Annotated in this window: 11 protein-coding genes; 1 reads left to right on the top strand and 10 read right to left on the bottom strand. The window is 69.0% G+C overall.

Annotation, left to right across the window (positions count from 1 at the left end; translation table 11 throughout):
- Positions 1-24: 24 nt before the first annotated feature.
- The 9 genes from TX79_RS08525 to TX79_RS08485 form a co-directional block, all read right to left on the bottom strand.
- Positions 25-1,110: an MGH1-like glycoside hydrolase domain-containing protein gene (locus tag TX79_RS08525; RefSeq protein ID WP_049927032.1), complete on the bottom strand. Its 1,086-nt coding sequence runs from the start codon at positions 1,108-1,110 to the stop codon at positions 25-27.
- Between the two features lie 6 nt (positions 1,111-1,116).
- Positions 1,117-1,878: a class I SAM-dependent methyltransferase gene (locus TX79_RS08520; protein WP_049927031.1), complete on the bottom strand. Its 762-nt coding sequence runs from the start codon at positions 1,876-1,878 to the stop codon at positions 1,117-1,119.
- A 21-nt stretch (positions 1,879-1,899) separates the two neighbouring features.
- Positions 1,900-2,709 (bottom strand): hypothetical protein, encoded by an 810-nt coding sequence (locus tag TX79_RS08515; RefSeq protein WP_049927030.1) that lies wholly within the window; start codon positions 2,707-2,709, stop codon positions 1,900-1,902.
- Between the two features lie 117 nt (positions 2,710-2,826).
- A complete protein-coding gene (folP, locus tag TX79_RS08510) occupies positions 2,827-5,316 on the bottom strand; it encodes a dihydropteroate synthase (RefSeq protein WP_049927029.1) in 2,490 nt (829 codons plus the stop codon).
- 76 nt (positions 5,317-5,392) lie between these two features.
- Complete coding sequence (locus TX79_RS08505; protein WP_049927028.1) at positions 5,393-6,253, bottom strand: hypothetical protein; 861 nt, start codon at positions 6,251-6,253, stop codon at positions 5,393-5,395.
- Positions 6,254-6,257: 4 nt separating this feature from the next.
- Positions 6,258-7,124: an ABC transporter permease gene (locus TX79_RS08500; protein WP_081655516.1), complete on the bottom strand. Its 867-nt coding sequence runs from the start codon at positions 7,122-7,124 to the stop codon at positions 6,258-6,260.
- A 12-nt stretch (positions 7,125-7,136) separates the two neighbouring features.
- Entirely contained in the window at positions 7,137-8,201 is a 1,065-nt protein-coding gene (locus tag TX79_RS08495) for an ABC transporter substrate-binding protein (RefSeq protein WP_081655515.1), read from the bottom strand.
- A gap of 114 nt (positions 8,202-8,315) precedes the next feature.
- Positions 8,316-9,131 carry a hypothetical protein gene (locus TX79_RS08490; RefSeq protein ID WP_049927026.1) on the bottom strand — a complete coding sequence of 272 codons (816 nt, stop codon included), beginning with the start codon at positions 9,129-9,131 and terminating at the stop codon, positions 8,316-8,318.
- A gap of 59 nt (positions 9,132-9,190) precedes the next feature.
- On the bottom strand, positions 9,191-10,000 hold the full coding sequence (locus TX79_RS08485; protein WP_049927025.1) for an ABC transporter ATP-binding protein: 810 nt from the start codon (positions 9,998-10,000) through the stop codon (positions 9,191-9,193).
- A 228-nt stretch (positions 10,001-10,228) separates the two neighbouring features.
- Between TX79_RS08485 and TX79_RS08480 the strand changes: the two genes are divergently transcribed.
- A complete protein-coding gene (locus tag TX79_RS08480; protein ID WP_049927024.1) occupies positions 10,229-11,899 on the top strand; it encodes a hypothetical protein in 1,671 nt (556 codons plus the stop codon).
- A 104-nt stretch (positions 11,900-12,003) separates the two neighbouring features.
- Here the strand turns inward: TX79_RS08480 and TX79_RS08475 are convergent, their stop codons facing one another.
- Positions 12,004-12,753, bottom strand: coding sequence for a TraB domain-containing protein (locus tag TX79_RS08475; RefSeq protein WP_049927023.1), 750 nt, complete (start codon positions 12,751-12,753; stop codon positions 12,004-12,006).
- Positions 12,754-12,978: the final 225 nt, after the last annotated feature.

Below are 12,978 nucleotides of genomic sequence, written 5' to 3'. Positions count from 1 at the left end.
GACCGACGGCCGGCCGTCCCGCGATTAGCGCTCCCACTCGGTCCGGTACTCCGTCCACAGCGCCGCGGCGACGGTGAAATCCTCGGCGCTCGCGTAGCCGCATTTCACGTACGGAGTGCCCTCGAGCGTACAGACCTCGAGGAAGTTTCCGTAGGGAGCGAGCAGCCCCACGAGGCGGTCCATCTCCCGGCGGGCCCGCGCGTCGTACCCGTACCGGCGAAGCCCGATGGCGTACATGAGGCTGTTCCAGGGCCAGACGTGATAGTGGTAGTCCCGGTGGAGGAGGAAGAAGGGATGGACCTCCCCTGGGGAGAACGGACGGTCGCGCATCCGCGGGCCGTAGGGCGTCGCGAGCCGCTCGAGGGAGTCGACGACCGCGGCCGCGCGGTCGTCGTCCAGAAGACCGAGATACAGCGGGACGACGTTGGCGTCACAGGCCAGCACCGACGAGTCGCGGCGCTCGTCGAAGTACGACCCGTTCCAGAGTCGATCGAACAGGGCCTCTCGAACCCGCTCGGACTCGCCTGTCACGACCGTCTCGATGCCGTGGGCCTCGAGACGTTCGATCGCGGCGAGCCACGTCGCCGTGTCGTACGTCTCCCGGGGGGCGGCGGCCGAATCCCACCAGGAACTTCCGCTGCCGGTGACGAGGCCGTTCTCCGCGTCGACGAACTTCTCGCGGTGTAACGCGGCGAGGTCCCGGAGGGTCCCGGGGTGATCGTCGAGTCGATCGGTTTCGGCGAGCAGGAGCACCAGGGCGGGAAAGGTGTCGACTCCCTCGGCCGGCGTCGCGGCGTGGAACCGGTCGTGGAAGTCGGTGTAGAAGACGTCCTCGATCTGCTCGACCAGCCACGCCGCGGTCTCGCCGACGACCTCCCCGTAGCCGGCCGCGCATAGCCCTCGAGCGGCGAAGCAGAGGTCACGCGGCCAGATCCCGCGGAAGTGCCCGCCCGCCTCGAAGCCGCGGTCGGCCCGCTCGGCGAGGATGTCGGACGCGGCCCGCTCGAGCGGCCCTCGATCCCGGTACCCCTCTCGTCGCTTCTCGACGTAGTGGGCTAGCCGACGGCGCAGTTCGCGGGCGTAGTAGCGGGTCGTCTCGAGGTCGGTCATCGTCGGCTAACCGTCCGGTCCGCGAAACGCCAGCAGTCGTTCCGACGGTTCGTCGGTCGGCATCGCGTCGCTCCAGGTCGGTTCGACCGGCCGGTCGCGAACCTCGACGAGCGACAGCGGTGCGAGAAGCCGGTCGTACTCCTCGATCGATCGCGGCCAGATGTGGTCGTCTGCCGGCGGTTCGACCCGTTCACAGCAGACGAGGTGACCGTCCGGGGAGAGTACCCGCCGGAGTTCGCTCGTCGCCGCCCCGATCGTCCCGTCGGGGACGTGCTGGAGCACCGTCCAGGTGACGACGAGGTCGAACGCGTCGTCCGGACACGGGAGGGTCTCCGCGCGGCCGCGAACGAACTCGAGTTCCCACTCGCGGTACTGTTCGGTAGCGTTCGCGAGCGCTCGCCCGTCCGGGTCGAGAGCGACGTGCCAGTCGGAACGCGTGGCGAGCCACGGCGAGAGGCGGCCGTAGCCACAGCCGACCTCGAGCGATCGATCGAGGTCGTGCGCCTCGAGATCGTCCAGCAGTGCCCACAGCCCCGAGACTTCGTGGGCGAGGTTCGCCGCGAACTCGGGTCGGGTACGCGGACTCGCAGCGTAGCCGCCGGGTTCGAACGTGACGACCCCGTCGCGTCGTCGCCACTCCGGTCCCCAGCGCGAGGACGGGACGAGCAGCCCGAACAGGTAGCGGGGGATCTTCCCGGGGCGATGGAGGCCGCGCCGGAGCAAGCCCAGCGGATCGGCCGGAACGAGCCCGAGTGGCCCTGCGGACACGAGTGATCGGGGGAACGCTCGTTACGTCGCTTCGTCCTCGGCGTCGTCCTCTTCGTCGGTCCCGTCGGCGTCGACGTCATCGTCGGCTTCGGCGGCTTCGACGTCATCGTCGTCCTCGTCCGGTTCGACCTTCATGTCAGAGGCGTCCTCCTCGGGGGTCTCTTCGGGTTCGGTGGCGTCGGTCTGGGTCGGCTGGGCCTGTCCGGGACTCGGGCCGGCGGCCTCGCTCGCCTCTTCGGCCATCGACGACTGCGAGAGGTCGATCTCGGTCGTGTCGTCGTCCGACCCGGTCTCGTCGCGGCGAGGGTCCTCGTCGGACTCCTCGAGTTCGGGTTCGTCGTGGGGCAACTCGCGGTCGCCGGGTTCGTCCTCGACGAACTCGATCCGCGAGCCGCCGTCGTCCTCGCTCAACTCGGCCTCGTCGGGGATGTCGCCGGTCTCGTCGATGTCGACGTTCTCGGGATGGCCGGTCGCCGTCGCGGCCCCGTCGGAGACCTCCTTCCCCTCGGTGCCGCCGTCGATCCCCTCAGTGGACGGCTCGAACGTCGACGCCTCGTCCGCGCTCGAGCGTCGCTTGCGGAGGCCGTACCGGACCAGCGCGAATCCTGCGAGTCCGACCGGGATGGCGCGCAACTTGCCCCGGACGACCGATCTGACCGCGGAGATCAGCAACAGGCCGCCGCTGGCCAGCGGGAGCAGGCCCGCCTTCCCGGCGTCGGTCGCCATCGACGCGGCCGTCTCGAGCGGTTCCTCGACGTCGACGTCCTCGAGGCGATCGATCTCGTCGATCGGGAGATCGGTACCGGACTCGCTGTCGTGGTTCGCAGTCATTGTCGTCGGCCGTACGACACGTGGACGGTTGAAGCGTGGGCCGGCAGGTGACTACCGCGCGACCGATTCCGGGACCGGATCGTCACCGTCGCGGCCGAGAAGTCGGGGACGCCTCGGTCACCACTCGAACCGATCCGGATCTCGAGCGGCCAGCGCCGCCCGAACCGCGGCGACGTTCTCGGGCACGTCGTGGACGCGGACGACGTCCGCGCCGCGATCGGCGGCGAGGGCCGTCGCCGCGACGGTCGGGGCCAGCCGTTCGCCGGCCTCGCGATCGACGTGGTCGAACATCGATTTGTGCGAGTGACCGAAGAGGACCGGACAGCCGAGCGCGCGGAACTCCTCGAGTCGGCCGAGAATCTCGAAGCTCTCGGCGGCGGACTTCCCGAAGCCGATGCCGGGATCGACGACGATCTTCTCGCGATCGACGCCCGCCTTCTCCGCGAGCAGGACCCGTTCGGCGAGTTCGTCGATCACGTCCTCGACGACGTCGTCGTACTCGACCTCGCGGTCGGGAATCACGGGGGCGTCGATGCTGTGCATGACGATCAGCCCCGCGTCGTGGTCGGCGACGACGAACCGCATCTCGGGGTCCTCGAGCCCGGAGACGTCGTTGACGATGTCTGCGCCGGCCTCGAGGGCGGCGTCGGCGACGGCGGCCTTGCGGGTGTCGACCGAGATCGGCACCTCGAGGTCGGCCAGCCGTTCGACGACGGGGACGACGCGGTCGATCTCCTCCTCGACAGGGACCGGGTCCGCACCCGGCCGGGTCGACTCGCCGCCGACGTCGATCACGTCCACGCCGGCCTCGACCATCGCCTCCGCCCGCTCGAGGGCGTCCTCGAGGGCGTCGTACGCGCCCCCATCGTGGAAGCTGTCGGGCGTGACGTTGAGGATCCCCATGACGGCCGTGCGATCGTGCCAGGGGTACGTACTGCCGCCGTCGCTACTGCTGGCGGTTTCGGAGGAGATGGCCTCGGTATCGTCCCCGAGATCGAGCGTCGCCCGAAGCTCGCGGGCCACCGTCTCGAGGCCGCCGGACCGACCCGCGAGCGCGTCGGTGAGGCGCTCGAACTGCGCGAGCGTCCCCATCAGGACCGCGTCGATCCGCTCGTCGTCGTCGCGGTAGTCGGCGACCGCGCACTCGCCGCCGACCCGCAGCAGTTCCGCCTCCAGTACGTCGGCCTGGTGGGGTTGCAGGTTCGTCTTCACGACGCGGTGGACGGCGTCGCCGCCGAGGCGGCCCACCTCCCGCGCGGGGACGTTCGCTCCCTCGAGGGTCTCCTGGGCGTCCGAGAGGTTTCGGATCCGCTTTGGAACGTCCGCGCTCGTCCAGCGCGAGCGGGCTTCCGCGACCGCGAACAGCGATCCGGTGACGAGCACGCAGTCGTCGGTGTCGGCCCGCTCGAGCGCGTGCTCGAGGGCGTCCTGGACCGCCGGAATTCGCTCGACGGTCGGAACGCCGGCGTCCTCGAAGACCCGGGCGAGGACCGCGGGGTCTTCGGCGCGCTCGAGGGTCGGTTCGCTCGCGACGACCGTCTCGGCCGCGGGCAGTGCGGCGGCCATCTCGCGGTGGTCCTTGTCGTGCATCGCCCCGAAGACGAGGTGGAGGTCGTCGTAGTCGTAGGTCGACAGCGTCTCGGCGAGCGTCTCGCAAGCGCCGGGGTTGTGCGCCCCGTCGAGGACGACCAGCGGATCGGTGTCCATCACCTCGAAGCGACCCGGCCAGTACGCGCTCCGGAGGCCGCGAGCGAGGTCCTGGTCCGTGACGTCGGCGACCTGTCTCGCGAGGACGGCGGCGATCCCCGCGTTCGTCGCCTGGTGGGCACCGGGCAGCGGGATCCGCGTCTCGAGGTCCCAGTCCCCGGCGTCGATCGAGACGGCGGCTTCGGTGTGGTTCGTCCGCCCGCCGTAGTTCACGGTCACGTCCGGCTCCGTCCCGCTGTCGTTCCCGGCGGTGCCGACCGTCACGACGTCCCCGGCGACCTCACGGATCGCTGCGAGCGTCTCGTCGGTCACGCCGGTCACGAGCGGTGCGTCCACCGGGGCGACGTGGGCCTTGTCGTGGGCGATCTCGGCCTCGGTCTCGCCGAGGATGCCCGTGTGCTCCAAGGTGACGGTGGTGACCGCGCTCGCGACAGGGTCGACGACGCTCGTAGCGTCGTACTTGCCGCCGATGCCGACCTCGAGGACGGCGACGTCGACGTCCTCCCGGGCGAAGTACCACAGCGCCAGCGCGGTCATCCCCTCGAAGAACGTCGGCGCGTCGCCGTCGGCCCCCTCGTCGGTCACGAACCCGCGGACCGACTCGACGAATTCACAGACTGCAGCGCGAGGGATCTTGCGGCCGTCGACGCGGATCCGTTCGCGAAGGTCCTCGAGGTGTGGCGACGTGTACAGTCCCACGGAGAGTCCGGCTTCCCGCAGCGTTCGCTCGAGCATCCGGGCCGTGCTCCCTTTGCCGTTGGAGCCGGCGACCTGGACGCAGTCGATGCCCTCGTGGGGGTTCTCGAGGGAGGCGAGCAGCCGCGCCGTCGACTCCGTCCCGGGCTTCAGCCGAAACCGCTGGAGCCCGAAGAGAAAGTCCGCCGCCTCGTGATACTCCATATCCGAACCACAGAGTCCGACCGCTTTAGGGTGTCGGACTCGGGATCGAGGGTGACGAACGGCCTGCAGTGAGTGCCTACGCGGAGGCCGCGACGTAACTCAACGCGAGGACGATAGCCAGTTTCGCGCCGACCAGCAACCCGGTACTGGTCCCGAGATAGAAGGCGGGCGCGGTACCGAACGCTCGAGCGGCCTGTACGACGCCAGTGAGTGCGACGACGACCAGCAAGACGGCGACGACCCGGCGGAACGCCAGCGTCTGCGCGCGGAGCGACTCCCGGCCGTGGGGAAACCGACGCACGACTCCGACGACGATGAGGTTGTGCCACAGCGCGCCGCCGAGCCAGACGGAAACCGCACCGAGGTGCCCGATCCGGACCACAGCGTCGATCGCCGTTCCGTTCACCTGCCGGACGTTCTCGAGGGCCAGCGCCGAGAGCGCGCCGACCCCGAGCAGGAGGGCGACGAACCGCCACCACCGGGCCGTCGTCGACGTGCCGATGCGCCCGACGGCGATCACGACCGGCACGCTCGCGAGCGTGAGTACGAGGACCACACTCGCGTCGACAGCGGGACTACCGGCCGATCGGACGGCGACGACGAGGACGCTGGCGATCGAACCCAGCACGATCGACCACTCGAGCAGTGCGTAGCGGCGTTCGACGAACGACCGACTGGCGTCGTCGTCCGGCCGGCGATCCGGGTAGAGGAAGAGCCGCCAGCCGACGCCGCCGAGGAGCGCGCCCAGGGTCAGCACGAGTCCCCAGTTCGCGACGACGAGCGCCGGACGGACGCCGGAGTGCGTCCGGCGGGTGACGATCCAGGTCCCGGCCAGCGCGGCGAACGACAGGAGAGCCAGGACGAGTCGAGGCCGAAGCGGCCCGATGCGTGACCGTATCGCCGCGAGGCCGCCGGCGGCCGACGATCGAACCGTCACGCGATCACCACCTCCGTCGCCGGACCAGTCGCCGTTGCAGCCACCGGAACGTCCCGTCCATCGCGATGAAGACGCCGCTGATCAGCAGCATGTAGCTCATCGTGACCGCCAGCGCCAGGTTCTGCGCGCTCGTGATGATCTCGTAGCCGACGCCGGGCGCGCCGAACAGTTCCGCGGCGACGACGGTCATCCAGCCGCGACCGACGCTGGTTCTGACTCCGGTGAGGATCGCCGGCGTGGCGTTCGGCAGTACCACGGATCGCAGGACGGTACGGTCGTTCGCCACGAGGACTGCGGCGGCGTCGAGTTGCTCCTGCGGGACGCCTTCGACGCCGGCGTAGGCGTTGTAGTAGCTGATCCAGAACGTCCCGACGGCGACCACGAACGTCGCGCCGGCGTGCCCGATGCCGACCCAGACGATCGCGACGGCGATCCACGCGATCGGCGGGATCGGCCGGAGGATTCGCACCACCGGCCGGAACAGGTCGTCGACCGGCCGATACCACGCCATCGTGATCCCGAGTCCCGTCCCGAGGCTCGTCCCGAGGACGACCCCAGGTACGTAGTGGATCGCGCTCTGTCCGAGGCTCGCGAGCATGCGCCCGCTCTCGAGTTCGGCGAGAAACGCGGCCGTGACCGCCGTCGGCGACGGCATGAGGTACGACGGCTGGGTACTCGCTGCTGCCGCCCACACGACGAGAAATGCGAGCGTTCCCGCGAGACCGGTGGCGAGTCGCCGCCAGTCGACGTCGATCCGGCCGTCCGTCGGCGTCGCTTCGGGGTGACCCGTACCTCCCGCTGCCGTCTCGCCGTCGTGCGTCGTCGGTGCCTCGTCGTTGCGCTCGTCCGTCGAGCCTGGTGCGCCGTGCATGGCGTTGCACCGTCATACCGCGTCGTACGGCCCGAAATCGAACACGTCGTCGGGGTCGATCCGACTGTCGGTACGCTCGAGGTCGGCCATCGCGTCGCAAAACAGCGGCGTGTCGTCGACGATCTCCCGCGGGTCCGTCACGAAGTTCGCCGCGGGCGATTCCAGCGCTTCCTGGGCCGCTTCCGGGGGAAGGGCTTCCGGGCCGATGGCGTCGCTGACGACTTCTGCGGCGTCGTCGGGGTTCTCAGTGACGAACGCGGTCGCCTCCGCGTGCAACTCGACGATCTCGGCCGCGAGGTCGGGATACTCCTCGCGGAGTCGCTCGTGCATGACCATGACGCCGCCGGGCTGGCCCGACATGAACTCCCCCGCCCAGGCGAGGCGGGTCAGCGGCGCGTCGGCACGGCGCAACTGCGTCCGAACCGGCTCCATGATGCAGGTCGCGTCGGCCTCGCCCGAGACCAGTGCCTGACGGACGGGGCCGGCACCGCTCATCGGGGTCGTCGACACGTCTTCTGGCGAGTAGCCGACCTCCGACTCGAGCCAGTGGTGTAAGAGGACGTACGCGACGCTGCTTTCGGGCGGCGTCGCGAACTCGACCGGTCGGCCACGCTCCGCTTCGAACGCCTCGAACGCGGCGGGGCCGCCGTCGTGTTCGGTCCAGTACTCCCCGAACAAGTCGTGGGCGACGAACGTGAACCCGTTGACGTTGTTCGCCGCGACGACCTTCCCCGGCAGTCCCCGGTCCTGCATCACGATCGCCGGCGTGATGCCGACGAACGCGACGTCGAGGTCGCCCCTACCGAACGACTGCATGATCGTCAACCCGGTGTTGCCGAAGTTCTCCGTCTCGACGTCGACGTCGAGCGCGTCGTACTGGTCACGTTCGTCCAGTAGCAGCGCCTGCAGGAACGGGAACAACGGTTTGTAGCCGACCGTCAGTTCGTCGGGTCCGCCCCCGAAGGCCGTACACCCCGCGAGCCCGGCGATGCCTGCTCCGCCAGCGAGTCGGAGATATCCACGTCGCGTCGCTGTCGTTTCGATCCCACTCTTTGTTTTAGGCGAACCTAAATTCATGTTCGGCAGTCGTCAGCCTCCCCCGTTAACTGCTCTCCCGAACATCTTCCGCGTCGGATCGCTCGATGGATCGACGCGCGACGGCTCGAGCCATCGAACGGGATCCTTACACGATCACGCGTGACCGCGTCGGACGGCGTCGAACCGTCGTCTGAGCGACCGCTCGAGGAGCCAGACGACGGCAAAGACGACCGCGTATGGACCGAACAGGAGGATGTGGACTGGACTGTCAGTCGAGACGAACACCTCGTAGACGAGGAAGTACGCCACCAGCGCGACAAACAGCGCCAGCGGGGCGATCGCCCCGTCCTCGAACAGGGCCCACAGGGGGATCGCCGTGCTGGCGAAGGTGAACGCGAAGACGATCCCGGCCGCTGCCGGCGGCCGGATTCCGGCCCGGACCACCAGCACCGTCGCCGCGACGGCGAGGAGGGTCGCCGCCCCCAGTACGATCTCGAGCCGATCCACCCGCGAGAGCGGACCCTTCGGCAGGTTTCGGAGCCGGTCGACTCCGACGGCGTAGCGTCGTCGGAGGCCGAACTCGACGGCGGCCACGAGCGCCGTCAGCGCGAGCCAGACGTACCACGTGTTCGCGTAGCTGCTGACGTGGGTCGGTCCGTCCACGATCACGTACTCGTTCAACTGCCCCCACCTCGGATCGGGCGAGGTCACCTCGAGCCAGATCGTCCCTGAAAGTACTGCGAGGAAGCCAGCGGCGGGACTGATGAGGCCAGTGTCTCTCGACACCACCAGTGGGACGAATCCGATGCAGAAGGCCGTCAGGGCGAGGACGGCGGTCCCGCTCGTCGACTCGAGCAACGGATAGTCGCCCCGGACGTAGAGTCCGATCACCACTGCGGCGTTGACGAGGCCACCGACGAATCCGGCCCCGATTCCGGCGGTGGAGGGGCGTGGAAGCGAGGGGCTCATACTCGGGGCATCGACAGCCAGTCACGTGTACCTTACCCGACGAGGAAAACGGCTCCCGCTTACTCGAGCGTGGAGTTCGCCGCGACGTCGCCGACGCTTTGCTCGGAGCCTTCCGTGGGCGTTTCCCGGGTGACCTCGAGGAACGCGTCCTCGAGACTGCGCGCGTCGCCCGTCTCGGCGCGGGATTTCAGCGTCTCCGGATCGCCCTCCGCGACGAGTCGGCCGTCGTGGAGAACGCCGATCTCGTCGGCCAGCTCGTCCACGACCGGGAGGATGTGCGTCGAGAGGAAGACCGTCATCTCGCGGTCGGCGAGTTCGGCGATCGTATTTCGCATCGTCCGCGCGGCGCGGGGGTCGAGCCCGCTCGTCGGCTCGTCGAGGAAGACGACCGCGGGTTCGTGCAACACCGCCTGAATGACGCCGACCTTCTGTCGCATCCCTTTGGAGTAGTCCTCGATGCGCTTGTCGGCGTCTTCGAGCAGATCGAACCGCTCGAGCAGCGATTCGATGCGGTCGCCGACTTCCTCTTCCGGCAGGTCGCGGATGCCGGCGGCGTACTCGAGCTGTTCCCGGCCGCTGAGTTCGTCGTAGATCGGCGGCTCTTCGGGCAGGTAGCCGATGTGGGGCGTCACGGCCTCCCGGTCGGTGATCGGGTGGCCGGCGACGCGACCGGTCCCCGACGTCGGACGGGTGAGCGTCGTCAGCATCCGCATCGTCGTCGTCTTCCCCGCGCCGTTAGGGCCGAGGAAGCCGTAGACGGTACCGGATTCGACCTCGAGATCGAGGTCGGCGACGGCCGTCGTCTCGCCGTATCGCTTCGTTAACCCCTCGGTCTCGATAGCGGGGTCGTCCGTATGGGCGAAAGCCATACCGTCCGTTTCGAGCCCCAGCAGTTAAAGTCATTACTTCGTTGTCAGGAGGTGTCGTCCGGAACCGTCGCCCCGATCGAACCGATTCGGTTCGGCAGGGCGAACCGGAACGCGATTCGAGCTAGTGACACTGATCCAAAACGTTTACTGGCGTCGTCACGCGCTATCGGATATGGAATCCGCTCCCGAACGCCGCGACCGCAGTCGGACGATCGGCGGTGATCGACCATGACCGGCCCGACTGCGACCGTCGCTCGCACCGAGTGTCGTCGCACGCTCCGGACCATCGCCGGCGACCGGACGAAGTTGCTCATGTTCGCCGCTATCGCGGTGTTCGCCTTCGGACCGATCACGGTCGTCGCGCTCTTCATGCTCCCACGGCTCGGCGAGGCCGTCGTGGCCGGAGAGTTCGACGCGGAGGCCGTCGCCTTTGCGGCCGACGCAGCGACCGGCGGGGCCGCGCTCGCGTGGCTCTTCCTCGTGTTGATGGCCGCAATCCGAACGGTGACGACCACCGGGAAGGTCGACAAACCCGCGTTCCTGCTGATCTCGACGCGGCTTCGGAACACTGTCCTCGGCCTGATCGGTGCCGAAATCCTCCTGTTTGTCCCCTGGGTCGTGCTCCCGGCCACCGTCGCCGGTGCCGCCTTCGCCGCCGGTGCTGGGACGGTCCTGCCCGTCGTCGCCGCGCCGGTGTTCGCGCTCGCGCTGCTCGTCGCGGCCGTTCCCATCGGGTTTCTCATCGGGATCTGGTTCCGTCACCTGATTACCGTCTACGAGCCGATCGCCCGCTTCCGAACGCCGTTGCTCGTCCTTCTGGGACTGGTGTACTTCGGATCGATCGTCACCGGATGGTTCGACGTCGTGACCGCACAACTGTTCGCGCTGCTCGGCGACGGCCCCCTGGGCTGGCCGGGACATCTCCTTCTGCTGGCCATCCCGAACCTCGGTGGCTCGAGCACCGCTGCAATCGCCGCCCTGATCGCAGCGCCGGCCGTGTGTGCGCTCGCCGTCGCCGCAGCCGTTCCCTCCGCTCGCCGCCACTGGTTCGCCGATCCGGCCCGTACCGACGACGCCACCGTCTCCCGGTCCGATCCGTCGTCCTCGAGTCGGCTCGAGAGCGTACTCTCGCTCGTCGCTACGCGTCCGGCCCGTACCGTCGCCGTGACCGCGATCCGGCGGACCCGACGGGCACCGATCCGGCTGGCGTACGCCGGCTACCCCCTGTTCGGCGCGCTGTTTTTCGTTCAGGACGTCCTCCAGACGGGTCGACTCCCGTCGTACGTGGCCGTCGTGCTCTGTCTGTACGTGGTCTGGGGTGCGGGCGTGCTCTTTACGCTCAATCCGCTCGGTGACCTCGGACGCGCACTCCCCGCGGTGCTCACGTCGACGATTCCCGGCCGGGACGCGATCCGCGGGCGGATGATCGCCGGCGCGCTCGTCGGCGTCCCGCTGGCGGCCGTCGTCGCGCTCGTCGCCGGCGTCGCCAGTCCGCTCTCGCTCGAGGCGACCGCCGCGTTGGTCGCCGGAACGGTACTCGGCGCGGTGGCTTCGCCGGCGCTGGCGGTCGGCGTCGGGACCGCGTTCCCGCGGTTCGGCAGCGTCAAGGTGACGAACAACCGCGAGGCGGTGATGCCCAGCAAGTCCGCGTTCGTGGTCTACTCGGCCGCGATCGTGGTTCCCGCGGGGGCGGCCGCCGTCCTCTACGCGGACGCCGCGCCGTTGCTCGCCGAAATTTCGGCGGCCATACTCGCGGCGACGCCGCTTCCGGAGGCCGCGGCGATGTCGGCAGGCGGTATCGAGACCGCGGCGTGGATCGTCCTCGCCGTCGGCATCGTCGCGCCCCTCGTTGCCTACAAGTACGCCGTCGAACGGTTCGACTGGTACGCCCTCGAGTGAGCCACCCCTCGCGGGGTCGAGTCGGCGACGCCGCGTCGCAGTTTCGCTCCGATCTCGAGACCGACCCGTCACTCACCGTGGCGTAATCGACGATCGGCCGCGGCTCACTCGATCGGAATGCGGGTTACGTTCCGCGTCGGCGGCCGAATTGGCACCGTGACGTCCGATACCGTCTCGCCCTCGAGGTCCGCGAGGTGGTTGACGAGGCCGTTGTGGTGGCCGGCCCCGACGACGGCGACGACGTCGTGGCCGTCCTGGCGGAGCGCGTGGAGGTTCCGGGCCATGGTTCGATCCCGTCGATCGATCATCACCTCGGCGACTTCGGGGAGTAGTGTACGCATCTGCTCGATCGCCGGCTGGACGTCGTCGCCGTCCTCGATCTCCGTCATCGGGACCGCCATCAGTTCGGTCGCCCTGGCCTGATCGGCGGGCGAGAGTTGCTGTGCTCGCAGCACCAGCTTCGGCAGGGTGTCGAGCCCCACCCGATCCGACAGCGCGGCCACCGTGTCCCGGATCGGTTCGTCGATCAGGGCCACCTCGAGGTCCCGTTCGGCGGCCGTCTCGATGGCCGCCTCCATGTCGGTCGTCTCGGGGTCCAGGCCGAACAGCCGGACGACGGTCCGCTGGATCGTTCGCAAGGTGGTGTAGGTCATCGCCGCGGGCGGCGGCAACTCGCGGGCCAGATCGAACGGATCCGCCCCCGCCTCGCGCTCGAGGCGCTCGAACCGGTACTCGTCGAGTTCGACGGCGACGACGTCGGGTTCTTCCTCGCGGATCGTGTCGCGAACGCGCTTGCGGTGGACGGGCGAGAAGTGGACGCTGGGAACGATGGTGACGGAGCCGGGGGTCGACATACCCACGGGTTCGAGGCCCACCGGCTTCAAACGGTCACGTTCGGATAACCGATCCGACAAGAGAGGCGGAGGTCGAAGGTGATGGTCAGATTACATACGTCCCACACAGAAACGATCAAACCACCACGAAAGCCCCTGACATGCGTGGCGGCGTTACCGCCACGCGCGTCAGCCCCGTTCATTCCCACCTGTGTCGGCTGGACGGACAGGCCACCGTGGGCGGGA

This window comes from Halopiger goleimassiliensis, assembly GCF_000455345.1.
In the GTDB taxonomy this organism is placed as follows: domain Archaea; phylum Halobacteriota; class Halobacteria; order Halobacteriales; family Natrialbaceae; genus Halopiger_A; species Halopiger_A goleimassiliensis.
This window is presented reverse-complemented; position numbering and strand designations above follow the sequence as displayed.

Coding starts and splice junctions, on each gene's coding strand:
- TX79_RS08485 (WP_049927025.1), bottom strand. CDS start 10,000: ATGGCTTTCGCCCATACGGACGACCCCGCTATCGAGACCGAGGGGTTA.
- TX79_RS08490 (WP_049927026.1), bottom strand. CDS start 9,131: ATGAGCCCCTCGCTTCCACGCCCCTCCACCGCCGGAATCGGGGCCGGA.
- TX79_RS08495 (WP_081655515.1), bottom strand. CDS start 8,201: ATGAATTTAGGTTCGCCTAAAACAAAGAGTGGGATCGAAACGACAGCG.
- TX79_RS08500 (WP_081655516.1), bottom strand. CDS start 7,124: ATGCACGGCGCACCAGGCTCGACGGACGAGCGCAACGACGAGGCACCG.
- TX79_RS08515 (WP_049927030.1), bottom strand. CDS start 2,709: ATGACTGCGAACCACGACAGCGAGTCCGGTACCGATCTCCCGATCGAC.
- TX79_RS08475 (WP_049927023.1), bottom strand. CDS start 12,753: ATGTCGACCCCCGGCTCCGTCACCATCGTTCCCAGCGTCCACTTCTCG.
- folP (WP_049927029.1), bottom strand. CDS start 5,316: ATGGAGTATCACGAGGCGGCGGACTTTCTCTTCGGGCTCCAGCGGTTT.
- TX79_RS08480 (WP_049927024.1), top strand. CDS start 10,229: ATGACCGGCCCGACTGCGACCGTCGCTCGCACCGAGTGTCGTCGCACG.
- TX79_RS08525 (WP_049927032.1), bottom strand. CDS start 1,110: ATGACCGACCTCGAGACGACCCGCTACTACGCCCGCGAACTGCGCCGT.